Annotated in this window: 13 protein-coding genes and 1 pseudogene; 1 reads left to right on the forward strand and 13 read right to left on the reverse strand. The window is 54.7% G+C overall.

What is annotated here, in order from left to right; genetic code table 11:
* Positions 1–66: 66 nt before the first annotated feature.
* From ACE5KN_RS26820 to ACE5KN_RS26830, 3 genes and pseudogenes are all read right to left on the reverse strand, one after another.
* The gene (locus tag ACE5KN_RS26820) at positions 67–624 is read right to left on the reverse strand and encodes an SLOG family protein (protein ID WP_375528774.1); all 558 of its coding nucleotides are present in this window, start codon (positions 622–624) and stop codon (positions 67–69) included.
* Between the two features lie 24 nt (positions 625–648).
* Positions 649–3,969: a DEAD/DEAH box helicase gene (locus tag ACE5KN_RS26825; protein ID WP_375528775.1), complete on the reverse strand. Its 3,321-nt coding sequence runs from the start codon at positions 3,967–3,969 to the stop codon at positions 649–651.
* A 435-nt stretch (positions 3,970–4,404) separates the two neighbouring features.
* Positions 4,405–5,051, reverse strand: a pseudogene (locus ACE5KN_RS26830) (transcriptional regulator).
* Between the two features lie 293 nt (positions 5,052–5,344).
* Between ACE5KN_RS26830 and ACE5KN_RS26835 the strand changes: the two are divergent.
* Positions 5,345–6,508, forward strand: coding sequence for an acyl-CoA dehydrogenase family protein (locus tag ACE5KN_RS26835; RefSeq protein ID WP_375528776.1), 1,164 nt, complete (start codon positions 5,345–5,347; stop codon positions 6,506–6,508).
* Positions 6,509–6,632: 124 nt separating this feature from the next.
* On the opposite strand, the gene ACE5KN_RS26840 is transcribed toward ACE5KN_RS26835, so the two are convergent.
* The 10 genes from ACE5KN_RS26840 to ACE5KN_RS26885 all read right to left on the reverse strand — a co-directional run.
* On the reverse strand, positions 6,633–7,466 hold the full coding sequence (locus ACE5KN_RS26840) for a HipA domain-containing protein (RefSeq protein WP_375533194.1): 834 nt from the start codon (positions 7,464–7,466) through the stop codon (positions 6,633–6,635).
* Positions 7,451–7,861, reverse strand: coding sequence for a hypothetical protein (locus ACE5KN_RS26845; protein WP_375528778.1), 411 nt, complete (start codon positions 7,859–7,861; stop codon positions 7,451–7,453). Before ACE5KN_RS26845 ends, ACE5KN_RS26840 begins: the two co-directional genes overlap by 16 nt.
* A gap of 194 nt (positions 7,862–8,055) precedes the next feature.
* Positions 8,056–9,237, reverse strand: a complete 1,182-nt coding sequence (locus tag ACE5KN_RS26850) for an amidohydrolase (protein ID WP_375528779.1) — start codon at positions 9,235–9,237, stop codon at positions 8,056–8,058.
* Between the two features lie 67 nt (positions 9,238–9,304).
* Positions 9,305–10,153, reverse strand: coding sequence for an ABC transporter permease (locus tag ACE5KN_RS26855; RefSeq protein ID WP_375528780.1), 849 nt, complete (start codon positions 10,151–10,153; stop codon positions 9,305–9,307).
* Positions 10,146–11,024 carry an ABC transporter permease gene (locus ACE5KN_RS26860; protein ID WP_375528781.1) on the reverse strand — a complete coding sequence of 293 codons (879 nt, stop codon included), beginning with the start codon at positions 11,022–11,024 and terminating at the stop codon, positions 10,146–10,148. Before ACE5KN_RS26860 ends, ACE5KN_RS26855 begins: the two co-directional genes overlap by 8 nt.
* 3 nt (positions 11,025–11,027) lie before the next feature.
* Positions 11,028–12,137, reverse strand: coding sequence for an ABC transporter ATP-binding protein (locus ACE5KN_RS26865; protein WP_375528782.1), 1,110 nt, complete (start codon positions 12,135–12,137; stop codon positions 11,028–11,030).
* Positions 12,134–13,252, reverse strand: coding sequence for an ABC transporter substrate-binding protein (locus ACE5KN_RS26870; RefSeq protein WP_375528783.1), 1,119 nt, complete (start codon positions 13,250–13,252; stop codon positions 12,134–12,136). The genes ACE5KN_RS26865 and ACE5KN_RS26870 overlap by 4 nt, the downstream gene beginning before the upstream one ends.
* 22 nt (positions 13,253–13,274) lie before the next feature.
* A complete protein-coding gene (locus tag ACE5KN_RS26875) occupies positions 13,275–15,254 on the reverse strand; it encodes a hydantoinase B/oxoprolinase family protein (RefSeq protein WP_375528784.1) in 1,980 nt (659 codons plus the stop codon).
* Complete coding sequence (locus ACE5KN_RS26880; RefSeq protein WP_375528785.1) at positions 15,251–17,305, reverse strand: hydantoinase/oxoprolinase family protein; 2,055 nt, start codon at positions 17,303–17,305, stop codon at positions 15,251–15,253. The genes ACE5KN_RS26875 and ACE5KN_RS26880 overlap by 4 nt, the downstream gene beginning before the upstream one ends.
* 312 nt (positions 17,306–17,617) lie before the next feature.
* Positions 17,618–17,905: hypothetical protein (locus ACE5KN_RS26885; protein WP_375533195.1), on the reverse strand; the 288-nt coding region annotated here is incomplete at its 5' end.

Raw genomic sequence — 17,905 nt, forward strand, 5'->3', positions numbered from 1 at the left:
GATTTTGTCGCCAAAATTAAACAGGTCTCTCTTACGTTATTTAAAATCAGGCTGCTAATCGCACCTTCATTCCATATATAAACGTTCCTCATCGGCTATGCTCTGAATATCCTCCGAGCTGATGCTCATATAGACGTAGCCTTCCTCCTGCTGCTTTTTCAAGGCCTCTTCCTTCATGAAACGGGGGCTGCCCTGACCGGCGTCTTCGTCATACACCAGCAGGATGCCGTCGGTCTTGCGAAACAGCAGCGCATCCCTGGCCTTAAACTGCCAGATGCCCTGATACGGCTGCTTGCTGACCAGCCCAAAGTAATCGATACCCCGCAGAATGCGCTGAAAATATTCCTTGCGGTCATCCTTCCACTTTTCATCCATATCCGCATGTGCCGCCAGTATTGAACATTTAAGATCAGGGTACTGCTCCTTCAGCGCAATGACGGCTTCGCATGCCCACAAATCCACGCCGTACTGCCCTGGTGTAATCACCCATTCCAGCCCTTCCTCGGCCAGCGGAATCAGCTTGGAGGTCAGCGCTTTTTGGATATAGGCAATGCCTTCATGCTTCTGGCTGTAAATGCTCAGCTCATGCGCCCTGTACCCTGATACCAGCAGACTTTTGATCATATCACTTCTCACCCGCCTTCATCTTCATATCATGAGAATTTCCCGGATTTCTTTCTCAGACATTGAAGACAGCTCCTCTTGACCGGGACGGATCACTTCTTCGATCAGATTTTTCTTTCTCTGCTGCAGTTCGTACATCTTGTCCTCCACTGTCCCCCGCGTGACCAGGCGGATCACTTGCACGATGTTCTTCTGCCCCATCCGGTGGGCGCGGTCGGCAGCCTGCTGTTCTACAGCCGGATTCCACCACAGGTCGTATAGAATGACCGTATCCGCGCCTGTCAGATTCAGTCCGGTGCCTCCCGCCTTCAGCGAGATCAGAAACATGTCGCGTTCGCCCGCGTTAAACCTGTTGCACAGCTCGACACGCTCAGCTGCCGGTGTCTGCCCGTCTAAATAAAAATGGGACACCCCCTGATAGCCAAGCTCCCTGCCGATCAATCCGAGCATCTGAGTGAACTGGGAAAAGATCAGCGCCCGTTTGCCCGCGCTGCGGCACTCCTCAATGATATCCAGCAGCTGCTCAAACTTGGCCGATCTCCCCCGGTAATCCTCGACAAAGAGCGCCGGGTGGCAGCAGATTTGACGCAGCCGAGTTAGACCGGCAAGAATTTTGATGCGGCTCTTCTGAAAGCCCTCTTCGTTCAAATGCTTGAGCGTCTCCTGCTGCAGCCTCGCCAGATAGGCCGTGTACAGCTTCTTCTGATCCGGCAGCAGGCTGGAGGTTTGCATCGTCTCAATCTTCTCGGGCAGCTCCGTTAACACATCGGTCTTCAGGCGGCGCAGCAGAAATGGCCGCACCCGCTTCGCTATCTGTTCGCGAGAGAGATCGTTGAAATCCTTGCGGCTTTGGAAAAGCTCGGGGAACACGACATTATAAATCGACCACAGCTCTTCCAGATGGTTCTCCACCGGTGTGCCTGTCAGGGCAAAACGATGGCTTGCCTGTACAGCCTTCACAGCATGCGCTGTCTGGGTGGAATGATTTTTGAACGACTGCGCTTCGTCCAGAATGAGCGAATGAAACGGCTGTTCTGCATACAGGTCCACATCCATCCGCAGCAGTGGATAGGAGGTAATGATCACATCCGCCCGGTAAGCGTCGCGCACCAGGCTGCTGCGCGCCGTGCGGCTACCGTCCGCGATCACGGCCCGGATATCCGGCGCGAACTTCTGCAGCTCGTTCGCCCAGTTGTAGATGAGCGAAGCCGGCGCAACAATCAGAGCCGGAAGCTTCTGCTCCCGTATTTCCGGCAGGACGGAGACGATATACGTGATGCTCTGCAATGTCTTGCCAAGCCCCATATCATCGGCCAGCACCCCGCCGAAGCGATAGTGGGCGAGCGTCTTCAGCCAGCGGTATCCGACACGCTGGTAGTCACGCAGCACCCCGGAGAGGCTGTCCGGCACGGGAAATTCCAGCCTGTCAGGATTGCGGATATCCTCCAGCAGCCGCTGCAGCGTGCTGCCAAGTTGGAGCTGGGCTGTGCTGTCGTTCTGCTCCATAAGATGGAGTCCGCGCAGAAGCGGAACACGGATATCGTTATCCTCCAGGTCACTCCTGCGGATGCCCACTTCATTCATGAAACGGACGATCTCCTGCAGCTCCTCCCCATCCAGCGGCAGCAGCGCGCCGTTCGGCAGGCGGTAATACCGCCTCTTCTCCTCCAGCGACTGAAGAACAGCGCGGATCTCCGATTCAGGGATACCGTCCATATCGAATTTGAATTCCAGCCAGTTCGTCCGCTCGTCCACATCAACACGAATTTTAGGTGCTGCAGGCTTTGGGGCGATCCTGACTTTGACGGCGGTTGTCGCATAAACCTCCACCAGCCGCTCCAACTGCAACACGGTATGATGCAGGAAATCGAATTCCGCATCCTCATCCTCCATGACATAACCGCTGTCTGTCGTGGCAAAAGAGCTGCTGTCCATCAGCTCCAGAATTCGGCGCTCCTGCTCGGTATCCCGCATCAGGATGCGGCCCGGGTTCAATCTGCGGCTGTCCGTTTCCAGCGGATTGATGACGACTTCGCCGTAGCAGAATTCAAGACTGGCCAGCAGCTTGCCCCGGACGCGGTCCAGGTACAGCTTGGCTTTCAGCGGCTCCTGCACCACCTGCTCCGTCACGGTCTCGGCAATATGGACAGTGCCAAGCTTCATGAGGCCGGGAACCACTTTATCCATAAAGGCCTCCATCTGCTCGGGCGCAATGCTGATGTGATGCCTGCTGCGGGTTTCCAGCATCCGCTTCAGCTCCGCCAGCCGTCTCGTATGCTCCGGCTTCATCGGTATGAGCTTGCCCTCGTAAACGGCAAGACCGTAATCCTCCATGACCAGCAGGTCGCTCAGGCCATCTACATTCATCAGGTAGCTCTCTCCGTCCGACTGGTCGAAATCAAACTGGAGAGGCAGCGGATCATGAGAAATTTCAATCCCTTGATACATCGTTCCATCATGCTCGAATTGCACGTCAGAGACGCGTGACAGTGCTTGCTGCATGGACGGCCAGCTGGAAGGCGGCACAAGCAGCATACGGTCACCGCTGACGCTCTTGGCACTTCCGGTATAAGTGCTTGCTGTCTCGCGGTACAACTGCTCATGCTGATAAATGTCCAGCAGCTGCCGGATGACGGCATCATATTCGTCCGGAAAACTGTGTCGTTCCGGATCGTACGTAAAATGTTTGGAGAACACGTAGCTTTGGCGCCGGCCGACGGCGTGCAGAAACTCCCTGATTCTCTGTACGACGTATGTCCGTTTCGGGCCCACCTTCATTTCGATGCCGAACATGTACTTGCGGTAGGCGTAAGGAAACGGCCTGCAGATAAACTCCGCCTGCAGTGGCTCCCGTGTTTCGAACAGAGGACGCATCCCTGTTGGAGGCTGCGGTTTGTCCGAGAACAGGTTCAGGACGCTGTCTGTGAGCCGTTTATCCAGCGAAGGGCTGCTGCGTCTCGCTTCATGGCTCGTGTAACGCTCTGTCATCCGGCCTGGATGATCCTGCCGCTTCTCCGGGAACAACGCGGATTCGTAGGAACGAATCGGCGGGCGGATGCCGTGCTCATGGTCATGAATTTCCAGCAGCACAGCAGCGATATGTTTGCAATATTTGTCATATGACTCAAAGGCGGGACAAGTACACAACGCGTACACATCGCCATCCTCCATATTCACGGTTACCTGGTATAGGCTTGTTCCACGCACATCAGCTTCATAGAAGGATCTATCTGGACGATTTGCTGTGAAACGCACCCTGCCTGCGCTTTGATAAGCCTCTCCCCGTTCGTAAGAAAAACGGCCGCACAGCTCCTTGATGACCCGTTTGGTCAGCTGAAAACTCATATCTATTGAATCCTTTCGGGAAAAAACTTGTTTTGTCTATTTTAGCATAAGTGGTGGCAAGAGATGTGCAGCGGTACTTTGGTATGCGCCTGACCGGTATCCACGGCGGATGGTAAAATGACGTCCGGGAGAGCAGCAGCTTTCGAAGATGGCGAAGATATACCCGGCAGACCACTTGAAGAGGTTGGTGGAACCGATCCTTGAGGGAACCGAAACTAAGGGGGCTTGCCGTGAGCTTAACGGACTGGAGCGCCCCTATTTGCTGCTCTTCGCCCCAAAACGCCACTATTGCGGACCGTATAGCCTTTATTCGCCCCGAATTGCTGACGTAGTGTAATATTTTGATCAAATAGATGCATCTCAGTCCGCAATATTAGGCAATCCCCCGTATTTTTAACAAATAGGGACTTTCCAGTCCGGTTTCAAACATCCTTGTTACAGATGAAGCTGATAGGTGCGAATACGCTGCGAACCACTGACCCTATCAAGCAGTTTCTTTTCCACTAAACTCTGTAAAATCCGCCGGCGTGCCGGTTGGTTACTTTCAAATGCGCAGTCAATTCTCCAGGAGTGAATGGCCGAAGCTGACGTCTGGCATATCGAAGAGTTTCCGCCTCCAGCCATGTTAAAGTAGAAGGTACATCCGTCGCGACAAACCTGCCAATAAAAGCGAGCACCAACTGCTGACACTGCTTTGTTTCTTCCACAATCGAAGGATAGGCAATCGGAAGAAAAGTCCAGCCATCCAATGCAAGCAGACAATGCCGAAGGCATAAATCCTTAAACCTCCTGACATCAAGGTCCCTGGCATGTGGCCCGTATCCCTGGATTTCAATTCCTCCTTTGGCATCCCCGGGCATATACGCCAAGTCCAAATACCGGTACCCGTTACTAAAATCTCTGACCTCCCATTCCGGGAATAAATGGTTCAGGCTTCCTATTGCAGGGAACCAGACTTTCCGCAGAAACTCCACTGTTCCATGCCCCAAACCTTGACTAAGCCGTTCCTTTCGCCTGGGGTTAACTTCCATTTCAAGCTGGCTGCTTAACCATCCCTCATAGTATTCCTCAAATCGTCCCACACCCCACTCCTCCTTTTCAAATCTCTACAAACAAAAATCGCCTCCATACAGCATTTCCTCGAACTTCAGTCGGGGATATGCTGTATGGAGGCGGCATGTTCTTCATGACCTTTACAGCTGATTATATCGGAAAACATCGTGACCAACAATGAAAGAGCAGTATAAAACCGCCTTCTTGGACTGGATTAGTCTGATTTATTATGGGGATTAACCTCTCTACTGTGGTAAAATCGTTGTATAAGAGGTTGCTGCAGGATACCTCCACAGACATATTGAAGGAGTGGACCACAAATATGAGCCGGTATATTGATCAATACATACGGAACGAGACTGAACAGCAGAGGGTTGCGAAAATCGATGAACTGGCCGCCTCGTTTGCCGAAAGAGCCGCGCAGCATGATCGTGAGGGGTCTTTTCCTTTTGAAAATTTTGCGGACTTGCGGAGAGCCGGATATTTGAAGCTTACTGTGCCGAAGGCTTTTGGAGGGGATGAGATCTCGCTTTATGAGATGGTGCAGGTTCAGGAAAGACTCGCATACGGAGACGGCTCCACAGCGCTTGGCGTTGGTTGGCATCTTGGGCAGATGCTGTATCTGAGAACGTCGGGAAAATGGCCGACAGCGCTGTTTGCGGATTTTTGCCGTGCTGTTGTAGATGAAGGAGCCATGCTGAACGTATTCGCCAGCGAGGCTTCGTCCGGCAGTCCGAGCCGGGGCGGCAGACCGGAGACGACCGCTGTCCGCACCGATGGCGGGTGGCTGATCACCGGCCGCAAAACGTTCAGCACCCTTTCGCCGGTTCTCGACCGGTTTGTCGTGACTGCCTACCTCCCGGAAGAAGACACCGTAAGTGAATTTCTGGTGCATGTCAGCGACCGTGTGAAAATTGAGGAAACGTGGGATACGCTCGGCATGCGCGGCACAGGCAGCCATGATGTCGTACTCGACCAGGCCTTCGCGGCTGACGATGCCCGCATTTCCGGCAAAGGAATGGATGAAGGCTCGGGATGGCTTTTACATATTCCGGCCTGCTATATGGGGATCGCATTGGCGGCGCGCGACTTTGCGGTGGATTTTGCCGCTAATTATAAGCCCAATTCCATTCAGGGGCCCATTGCCGGGCTTCCGCTTGTACAGCAATCCATTGGGCAAATGGAAGCCGAACTGCGGACGGCACGTTGTCTCCTTTATGCGACAGCAGACCGCTGGGACCGCCATGAAGCGCTGCGTCCCGAAATGCGCCCAGAACTGGGCCTAGCCAAATACACCGTAACCCACAGCGCCTTGAAGATCGTTGACCTGGCGATGCGGATTGTAGGTGGCACCAGCCTGTCCAAAAAGCTGCCGCTGGAGCGCTATTACCGCGATGTGCGGGCGGGACTGCATAACCCGCCGATGGACAATACGGTGCTGCAGATGCTGGCAGGCGATGCTCTGAAGGAAAGAGAGCAAGGCTGAGCCTGAGGAGTCGATGCTCTGAAGGAGCGGGAGCACGACTAAGCATAGTAGTCCAGCCGGCCCTATAATGTGAATAGACCGCTCTCTCTTGAATTGGAGGCCGCGGTCTATTTTTCTGCTTATATTATTTTGAAGCAAAACGTAATAGATTAGAGTATCGGGTTGTTAAAAGCCTGTATATCATTTCAAGCCTTAAAGGGCTTAAGTACTGAGCATATTTTCGCGTAACTTTCTCCCATCCTTCATCAGTTATCGAAAGATTAATACTCCTGAAAACGGACTTATCCACCAGCATCAGTTCTGATCTGTGATCATGGGCAAAGCACTTGGACGGAGTTTCTGCATGAATGATATGCTCCTCAAACAGCTCTTCGGATTCCTGCAAATCGGCTAAGTCCTGCTCGGTAACCCAATCAGCCAGCAAAGACGATCCATTATCAAACAATGGGGCGAGACGTACCGATCCGTCTTCCAAGCTGAGAAGCTCAACATTTCTCATATGCCGGTCATAGTTGTCAATCAAGTAATCGAACACTATTAATCTGTCCAGGCTTTCCCTAATCCCGGGAAACTCTGCTGCAAGATTTCTGTAGCGGTCCGAGTGAACTGCTCCCTCCAGCTCCCTGCTTACCAAGTAGGAGGTTACAGAGATTTTATCTCTGTAAGGAGTTTTTATTTTGTAATCCTCGCTTACGCAAACCAAAATCTTCGCATCCGCTACTTTCAGCTCATCCAGCCAATAATCAACTACGGACACACCTATTAATCTGCCAATGTCGCTGGCCAGGCACTCCATCACAGCCTCAACATGATACGTCTTAGTCTCGTTATTAAAAGCGGATGTTTTTATATACGTATTATTCCTGGGATCCATCCACTTCGTTAAAACTCCCGCGCTTGAAGTCGAACTGCTCAACTCCATTAAATCCTCTACATAGAGCATCAGCCAGTCCCCCATTTATCCAGCACAACGGATCTGTACGTGTCCTCCGGATGAAATTTAATCCAGTATGGGTTCCCCGGTACAGCGCCGCGCGTCTTTTTCAACACAGCTAATGTGTCATATTCCGGTAAACCGAGCTCTTTTAACAAGTCCTCTGCATTATGTCTTTCAGGCGGGAATATTCTCTCTTCCAACCAGGTTTTTATGACCGCAGAGTGTAAGCGCCCGGTGTCTGGCGGGATAAACTTGCCGTTTCTGTCCTTAAAAGCCCAAGGAATGTGGTCCTCTCGATTCATTTTCAATGAATAAGTATATTGCCCTTCAGGATCACAATCGATCATAATGCTTCCAATAACCTCTTCCTTATACATGAACGGATACTTCTCAGGCTGAAAAAACACATTAGGCATAAGACATACCCCTTATCTATAACCTGTTTATTCAAACTGCATGTCACTTTGTAGTCTACATTCTACACTATTGTACAGCCTATTCCTAAAATACCCAATAAACCAGCTATCCATCCTACTAAAATATAATTGTACTAGAGTTATACGGGAAGCAAAAAGGCCGGCATAAGCCGACCCATAGTTATAACGCTGGTTTAAGAATTCTCCTGCCACTTCCCTACAAGCAGCAAAAGCAGCTTCAAGCCGGTATCCATACCATCCTCGTCCACCGTAAAACGGGGATTATGATGTGGAAAATGGCTTTCTTTCTCCACGTTGCGCGAGCCGATGTAGATAAACGCGCCCGGCGCTTTTTGCAGATATGCCGAGAAATCCTCCGCACCCATCGTTGGCAGCATCTCTTCGTTTACCTCGGGGCCAAAATGCTCCGCCGCAGCAGAACGTGCCAGCTCCACCAATTGCGGATCATTGTACAGCGGACGGTAGCCGAAACGGTAATCCAGCTCACAGGTCGCACCGTGCGCAGCGGCCACGCCGTCAATAATACGGCGAATCAGCCCCGGCATCTTCTCCCGCTCGGCCTGATCGAACGAACGGTAGGTGCCGCCCATTTTAACCTGCTCCGGAAAAGAATTGTAGCCCTCGCCGCCATGGATATGCGTAATGGACAGAACGGCATTTTTCAGCGGATCGGTATGTCTCGCAACCACATGCTGGAGATGGCCGATCAGCTGTCCCGCGACAGCAATCGCGTCCACAACCTGGTGGGGATATGCCGCGTGGCCGCCGGAGCCGTTTACCGTGATAACAAAGCCGTCGTGGCCTGCCATCACAGGCCCGGACAGCAGACCGATCTTGCCTGTATCCAGCCAGGAAATCAGGTGCAGCCCGTAGATGGCGTCGACCCCTTCCATGACTCCGGCATCCACAAGCTCCTGCGCCCCGCCGGGAATCTGTTCCTCGGCATGCTGGAAAATAAACCGCACCTCGCCCTGCAGCTCTTCCCGGTGCTGTGACAGAATATATGCCGCGCCAAGCAGCATCGCCGCATGACTGTCATGACCGCAGGCATGCATGACCCCTTCCACCGTGGAGGCAAATTCAAATGTATTCTCTTCATGGATTGGCAGCGCATCGATATCGGCCCGCAGCGCCAGCGTGCGTCCCGGACGGGGCCCAATTAGCCGGGCCATGACGCTGGTCGGCGTCGGGCGGGAAATCTCCAGATTGCCAAACTCGGCAAGCTGCTGCGCAATATAATTGGATGTGTTCACTTCCTGAAAGGACAGCTCGGGATTGCGGTGAAAATGTCTGCGCCATTCCACGACCCGGTCGCGCAGGGCATCTGCTTCAGCCAGCCACGTTTCCTGTACCATCAATTTTCCTCCTTCTGAATAAGACCAAGGTGCCTCCTGATGGACGGCACCCTGATGCAATGTTTATTTACATAACTTTGGTCAATCCAACCGTGCGGTCGATAATGATCATGGCAATGACCGCCACCGCGATAAAAATAACCGAGATGGCATTGACGGACGGATCAAAGGTCTGATCGATATAGCTGAAAATCCGCACAGGAACGGTTGTATTTCCCGGTGAGGATACGAACAGGCTGATCGACACCTCGCCAAAGGATTCCACAATGGAGAAGACCGTGCCTGCGATAATGCCCGGCTTGATCAGCGGAAGTGTCACACGCCAGAACGTTTTCAATCTTCCGGCCCCCAGGCTCATCGAAGCGGATTCCAGCTTCGGATCCAGGCTGGAGACGCTGACGCTGACCGTGCGCACAACATACGGAAACGCGACGATCATATGGCCGATAACCAACGCCTTCAATTCATTCATCCAGCCGAGCGCCGTAAATTCATAGAGCAGCGCAATGCCCAGCACCACCTGTGGAATCATCAGCGGAGACAGCATAAAGGACTGAACGGCTTCACGCCCGCGGAACTGCAGGCGTCCAAGCGCATAGGCCGCTGCCGTGCCGAGTATAACCGTCAGCGGCGTCACGAATATCAACAGAGTGAGACTGACCCGCAGCGCATCAGCCCAGTCGCTGTTCGAGAACAGCTCCGCGAACCAGCGAACCGATAGCGCGCTTGGCGGAAATTGCGGGTATTCAGTCGGGCTAAATGCAGACAGGAAAATGACCAGAATCGGCGCGATCAAAAAGAGATAGACCAAAATGCCGGCCGTCCATACCAGCACGGTCAAAGCCGACCACCTGCGCTGCCTGCGCGGGCGGGCAGCAGGCGGATTCGTTGCTGAACGTCCGGTAGTGTCAGTCATGAAGTCTCGCCTCCCATCTCTTCGAAATCCAGCCGATCAATGCAACCACGATGCCGACTAGCAGAAGCAGCGTTACGGACAGCGCAGCCGCAAACGGCATATTGAACACCTGCACCGCCTGCTGATAAATGGACAGGGACAGCAGCGGCTGCAGCCGTCCGCCGACCAGCAGCGGCGTAATATAGCTGCCCGCGGCCAGCGCGAAGACGATCCCCGCGCCGGACAGCATGCCCGGCAGCGTCAGGGGCAGGGTAACGCGGAAGAAGGTACGTACCCGTCCCGCACCCAGGCTCATGGAAGCTTCCCGGAGCTTCGGCTGAATTTCGCCCATTGAAGTGGCGATGGGCAGCACGGCAAAGGGCAGCATAACCTGCACGTAAGCGATAATAACCGCATTCATCGTCCACAGTACGGTAACCGGCTGATCAATCACATGCATCCAGAGAAGCACTTCGTTAAGCAGCCCATTCTGCGACAGAATGACGATCCAGGCGAATGTCCGAATCACCACGCTGGTCAGCAGCGGGGAGATCAGCAAAATATAGAACAGCGTGCGCAGACCGGGCTTTTGCGTTCTTACTAGCAAGTACGCAGCCGGATAAGCTAATAAAATGCAAATGACCGTGGTCAGCAGCGCAATGCCTAGCGTTTTTGCAATGACATCAAGATACGCCCCCGACGTGAATACCTCCGCATAATGCGAGAGGCTGTACGTGGGCAGCGTGTTCATCAGACTGTCCACATCACGGAAGCTGAGGACGATCAGCATGATAAACGGGACGACCAGAAATGCTGTCAAAAAGAGCAAAGAAGGAGTCAGCAGCAGCCAATAAAATGAGTTCGTGCGGCGTACAGCCGATGTCCGTGCCATAGGTCAGCTCCCTTCCGCAGGCAGAGGAATGACATCCTCCGCTTCCCAGTACAGTTCACAGACATCCCCCTGCGATGGCAGCACGGGAAACACAGGGTCCGGCGCGAGCACAATCAGCTCGCCCTTGCCGGGCAGACTGACCTGCAGCCGAACGTGATCACCGGCATAGCTGATCGTTCGGATCGTCCCCGGCGTACGGTTCGGCTGCCCTTCGGCACCCGCCGTCATCGTAATCCGGACCCGCTCCGGCCGCAGCATGAACGTTCCCGTTCCGCCAGCAGCGGACGAGGCCGTTTCGAGCACAAGCGGCACGCCGGCGGACGTTTCGTAATCCTCCGTCATATAGCGCTGACGGCCCGTACCGCCCACCGCATCCGGCGCGGCAGCCGTCCGGAACAAGTTGACCTGACCGATGAAGTCAGCCACAAAACGGTTGGCAGGCTGACGGTATACCTCAAGCGGTGAACCGACCTGCTGCAATCGCCCTTGACCGAGTATGCCGATCCGGTCGGACAGGCTCAAAGCCTCCTCCTGGTCATGTGTGACCATAACGGTCGTCACCCCGGCCCGGCGCTGGATCGCCCTGAGCTCGGTCTGCATGTCCTTGCGCAGCTTTGCATCCAGATTGCTCAAGGGCTCGTCCAGCAGCAGCACGGCCGGCTCAATCGCCAACGCTCTTGCAATCGCGACACGCTGGCGCTGCCCGCCGCTTAGCTGATGCGGCCTGCGGTCCGCCATGGAGGACAGCTGCACCAGAGCGAGTGTTTCTTCCACACGGCGCTTGATTTGCTGTTTGGATTGCTTGCGGATTTGCAGCCCGTAAGCGACATTTTCAAATACGGTCAAATGCGGGAACAACGCGTAATCCTGAAAAACAATGCCGAGGCCGCGCCGGTACGGCGGCAGCCCCGTGACATCCTGATTACCGATCAGAATACGGCCGGTGGTCGGATCGAGAAAACCGGCGATCATATTCAGCAGTGTTGTTTTGCCGCAGCCGCTCGGCCCGAGGAGAGAGAAAAATTCTCCCTCCTCAATCGTCAGCTGCACCTGCTCCAATGCTGTAAAATCGCCGAACCGGCGGCTTACGTCATCGATATAAATTCTGCTCACTTGGCCCCACCCAATGCCTGCGTCCAGCGGTTGGTCCAGTCGGCCAGGTTCGGTGTAGCCGTATCGTAATCCACCCAGGTCAGCTTTTTATAAGCTTCTTCGCCCACTTGAACTCTGTCTTTCAAAGCATCGCTGTACTGCACATTTTTGTTGGTCATTCCGTACAAGGAAAGATCGGAGAATGATTTTTGCACATCAGGGCTGGACAGGTAATCCACCAGCTTGTAAGCATTGGCCAGGTTCGGGCTGCCCTTCGGAATGACCCAGCTTGCTACGGCAGCTACCGGCCCATCTTCCGGATATACAAATCCGACATCAAGGCCGGCGTCCTGCATGGCAAACGCACGTCCGTCCCAGAATGGCACAACCGCCGCATCGCCGCGTTCAAGCAGCGTCTGAATGGAACCGGAGTTGTCCGGGAACGCCACCGTATTCTGCTTCAGCTCGCCGAGCTTCGCAAACGCCTTGTCGACATCCGCCGGATTGCTTTCCTTGCCGCCAAGGGCATGGACAAGACCGGAGAAGAACTGCAGGCCTGCGGAGTAGGAAGGCGAAGATACCGCTACCTTGCCTTTGTATTCAGGATTCCACAGATCCGTCCATTTGGTTGGAGGCGTGGAAACCAGGTCTTTACGATAAATGAGGCCAAGCTGCCCCATGCTGAAGCCTGCTGCATAGGCTTGCCCGTCCTTGGTAAAACGTTCCTGCACGGACGGATACAGATCCGCTACATTAGGCACATGCTTGGTGTCCAGAGGTTCAAGCAGATTCGAGGACATGGCGCGCTGAATGGTGTCAGGCTGCAGAACGAGCACGTCGTAAGCCGAATTTTTGCCATTGCCAGCCTTCAGCTTCGGGAACCATTCCGCGTCTGTGCCCGTAACCACCTGCACCTCAATGCCTGTCTCCTTCTGGAACTTGTCCAAGGCTGCCTGACGGATATTCTTTTCCCAAGCGCCGCCGGAGACACCGATCACGACTTTTTTCGTCTGCGGCAGCTCGCCGCTGCCTTCCGCACCGCTTCCGGTCTGCTGGCTGCCGCCGCCGCATGCAGAAACAACAAGGGCAAGGCTTATCAATAATGCGCTAATTGTAAACTTTTTCGTTTTTTTCATGGTCACAACCATCCTTTTGTCATCATTGTTGGACTTGCTGTAAAACAGACCAAACATGGCCGATCTCTTCGGACGTGAGCCGCTTGTCCGGATATAACGCCGCTGCCTGCTCATGCACAAGCTGCTTACGGGCCGCTCTTTGCATCGGCGGCAGCTGCTGCAGCAGCCGGGCCAGCGCATTGCTCGCCTCAGAAGTCCAGACGGACTCATAGGCGGTCCGGGCGGAGCCGAAGTCCCAGGCTTCCTTGACCGCAGGCTCGTGTCCCGCCCGCAGGCTGGCTGTCCGCGCTTCGTCAACAGACCAGCGTCCGCTCACCTGTTCGAGCGCTACGCCGTACAGGCGCTCCGCCTGCTCCGCGCCGATCAGGCCGCTGTTCGCCTCCGCGCACACTTCTTCAGGGGCACGCAGGAACGGATCTCCCCAGCCTCCCCCGCCTGGCGAGTGGATGCTGACGATATCGCCCACCTGCGGGTGAAGCACGCTGATTTTCGGCAGCTTGCGCTCCTGCGGTGTGCCCGGATTCAGCAACACCTGTCCGAGCGAGCCTGCCTGGCCTCCAGCCAGGCCCCACGGATGGAAGCGGAGGCGTTCCATTCCACGCGCCGTAACGATCGAGCCTTCTTCCATAATTTCGAAGTCCAGCCTGATGGCGTGCCCGCCGCGGTGCAGGCCGGCGCCAGCCGTATTTTCCAGCAGCTCATAGCGGTGCACCAGCACCTCGATATGCTGCTCCAGGCTCTCGATCGGCGTATTGCGCAGGAAGCCGGAGGAATGATCGATGCCGTCCGCTCCGTCCATATCGCTCTGGCCTCCGCCGCCTCCGCCCATAGGCTGTACGACCGCCATATTGCGCGAACCGCTCAATACATCCGGTGTGGACAGCACCACAATCGCGGATTGTCCTGCTCCGGCGGCCGGGATCAGCTCCGGAATCGCCTGGGCCAGTGCGCCCAGCACGGCGTTATACAGCCGCATTGTAATGGTGTGGCGAATGCCCACTGCGGCCGGATACACCGGGTTCACCAGTGTACCGCGTGGAGCGACCACGTGAATCGGCCGCGTAATGCCGCCATTGACGGGGATGAACGGATCGGAGCTGATAATGTAGTTGATCAGCCCCTGGAAGAGAAAGGAATGCTTTTTCCCGTTCGTCACCAGGTTAAACGCCGTACGGACCTGCGGGTCGGAATTCGAAAAATCAAGCGTGATGTCACCACCCTTGACGGTAACGTCAACCGCCAGGCGAATGGGGGTATCCGACACCATGTCGTCATCCAGATAATCCGCGAAGCTGTATGTCCCGTCCGGAATTTGCTCGATCACCTTGCGGGCGCGCAGGTCTCCCTGCTCCATGAGGTCCTGCATGCTGTCCTTCACCGCCTGCACGCCGAACTTGTTCACCATGGCATGTAAACGCTGCTCTGCCGTATTCACGGCCGCCACCATTGCGTTGAAATCGCCAAGATTCAGATGAGGCGTACGGCTGTTGGCATTCAGGAATGTATGAACATCCGCATTCGGTTCGCCGCGTTTATACAGCTTCACCGGCGGAATTCGCAGCCCCTCCTGGTGAATATCCGTCGCTTCCGGTGAAATGCTTGAAGGCACAAGCCCCCCTACATCGCTGCAGTGCACGAAAGCCCAGGCGTAAGAAATGAGCTCACCGTCCACAAAGATTGGCTTGAACACATGCACGTCAGGCAAATGGGTAGCCAATCCGTCCGTGGAATAAGGCTCGTTCGTAATGATGATATCTCCCGGTTCCAGCGGCGCGCAGGCTTCCGCGGCCCGCTGCACGCTCAAGCCGAGAAAAATCGTTACACCAACCGTCTTCGGATAAACAAAAAACTCGCCGTCCGGCGTCGCCAGGGCGGTGGCAAAATCAGCCGATTCTTTTACAAATGTTGTAAACGAGGTCCGCTCAATGACATGTCCCATGCCGGCGGCTATCGCATTGTAATAACTGCGCATAATTTCCAATGTAGCCGGATCTGTCCTCATGCCAGCACCTCTTTCCGTTTCAAAATCAGATTGCCGGACCCGTCCGCTTCCCCATACCAGCCCTTGAGGATGAGCACCGTCGTATCGTCCTGCTCAACGACTGCCGGACCTTCGACTTGATGGCCTGCCTTCATGGCCGCACGTGAGTAAATTCCCGCTTCATACTCCTTGCCGCCGTATACGATCGTCCGCTGCCCGACAGGCTTGAGCTCACTGTCAGCTTGAGGCAGGGAAACCGTGACCGGCTTTTGCGTATGACCGACGAGCCGGACACGCAGGTTGATCAGCTCAAGCACCGCCGCTTCATCGCTGTGTCCGTACTGACGGCGATGAAGCTCATGGAAGGCTTCTGCAATCCGCTCTCCTTTGCCGGCTTCCAGCATGAAGCGGTCCAAAGGCAGCTCGATTTCAAAAGCCTGTCCCGCATAGCGTGCATCCATGGAGTAGTACAGCGTGCTGCCTTCCAGCCCCGATACCTGCTGCTGCTCCAGCCACGTACGCGCCTGATCGGCCAGACGGTCGTATTCACGAACAAGCTGCTCGAAAGGATAATCATCGAACCGCTGCTGCAAGGAGAGTACGGCGTCATAGGCAAAATCGGCGGTCAGTGCGCCCAGGGCGCATAACGTTCCCGGACTTGGCGGCACCAGTACGCTCTGCGCCTGGATTTCCTCCGCCAGGAAGTTGGCCGTCACCGGTCCGCCCCCGCCGAAGGCCAGCAGGCTGAACTCGCGCGGATCGAAGCCATGCTGTTCCATGACCGCGCTGAGCTCTGCATACATGTTCGCTCCCGCGACCTGGATCATGCGGTCCGCCGCTTCGCGTTCATTCAGGCCGAGATGCTGCGCAACCGGCTGAATGGCCTGTGCCGATCGTTCCGGATAGAGCCGCACGTTGCCAGCCGCGAACCGTTCCGGGTTCAGATAACCACACAGCAGGAACGCATCCGTCAGCGCGGCTTTATCGCCGCGCCCGTAACAGGCAGGGCCCGGGGTTGAGCCGACGGATTCGGGGCCGACCTTCAGCAGCCCGCCGTTGTCGATCCAGGCGTAAGAGCCTCCGCCAGCGCCGACCGAATACATCGATACGGACGGCAGCATGATCGGCATGCCGGCCAGCTGATTCGTCTGCGTGAACGTCGGCTCCCCGCCTTCGATAATGGAAATATCGGCGCTCGTACCGCCCATATCGAAGGTGATCACATTGCCGATGCCTGCCGAACGGGCAGCCTGCACGGCGCCGATTACACCGGCGGCCGGACCGGAAAACAGGGTTCTTACCGGCGCTTCAGCCGCCGTGCCGATATCCATGATGCCTCCGTTGGATTGCGTAATGAACGGCCGGGTCCGTACTCCTTCTCCGCTCAGGCGCTCCTGCAGGGTTTCGAAATATCTCTGAACGTTCGGCTGAATGTACATGTTCACAGAGGTCATGGCCGCCCGTTCATATTCCCGCATCTGCGACCACAGCACGGAGGATGCGTTCACGCCCAATCCCGGAGCAAGCTCCGCAATGCGGGCCACCGCCTGCTGTTCATGAACCGGATTTTTGTAGCTGTGCAGGAAACACACGACCACGCCTTTCGCTCCGGAGGCAAGCACTCCCCTGATCGCCTCATCCAGGCTGTCCATATCCAGCGGCGTGTGTACCGAACCGTCATGGCGCAGTCTTTCTTTTACAGTAAACACACGTTCACGCGGAATGAGTGGTTCGGGCAATCGGGAGCGGAAATCATAGGGGATCGGCAGTCGCAGGCGCTGCAGGTTTAGCAAATCCCTGAATCCTTCAGTAACCAAAAGGGCTACCGTTTCACCGCGACGCTGTAATAAGGTGTTAAGACCTATGGTTGTGCCGTGAACGAAGTAATCAATATCCTGCGGATTGATTCCCTTCTCACGCAATAATGCCAGTCCGTTCGCAATTCCCTGGGCGGGATCTGCGGGGACGGTAGGTGTTTTAATATTGGTCAGCTGACCGGTCTCATTGTTGATAATCGTTAAATCGGTAAAGGTTCCTCCGATATCGATGCCGAGCCTCCATGAATCTCCCAAATCGTCCTCCCCCTTATAGATGCAAACTATTATATTATGACGTTTAATTTTCAACTAATTCTATCGGGATTAATTGAAATTTTCAAGGAATTTGAACGGGTTTTAATCTTAAATTTCGACATTTTTTTCGCCCTTCCTCTAAGTAAACGCAATCAATTTATATTATGGAAAATAAATCTTGAAAAAAGCTTCCTGTTCCCAGCACTTCTCTCGTCTGTTATGAAGCGCTCCGCGAACGAAGCGTTCCTTCCATCACCCGCTGTTGGCACCAAATTTCAATGGATTATTCTGTATAATGAAAAGAAGAAATCGCTAGTCTCCTGCGATTTTTAAATCTAATAAACTCAACTTTCGCAGCATGAAATCGGTAAACAGGCCTTGATGTAACTGGGCAAAACGGGGATCCACAGCTGGAGTTGACGCTGAATCAAAGCAGACACTTTTTTCTAGCCTTCCTGGGAAAAGGGGATTCGCTCCGCTCAGAGTCCAGTATCCAGAGTGAGACAGGTGTCTACAGGGTATAGTGTTTGGTGTTTGGTGTTTGGTGTTTGGTGTTTGGTGTTTGGTGTTTGGTGTTTGGTGTTTGGTGTTTGGTGTTTG

Origin of the sequence: Paenibacillus terreus (assembly GCF_042138595.1) — a bacterium.
In the GTDB taxonomy this organism is placed as follows: domain Bacteria; phylum Bacillota; class Bacilli; order Paenibacillales; family Paenibacillaceae; genus Paenibacillus; species Paenibacillus terreus.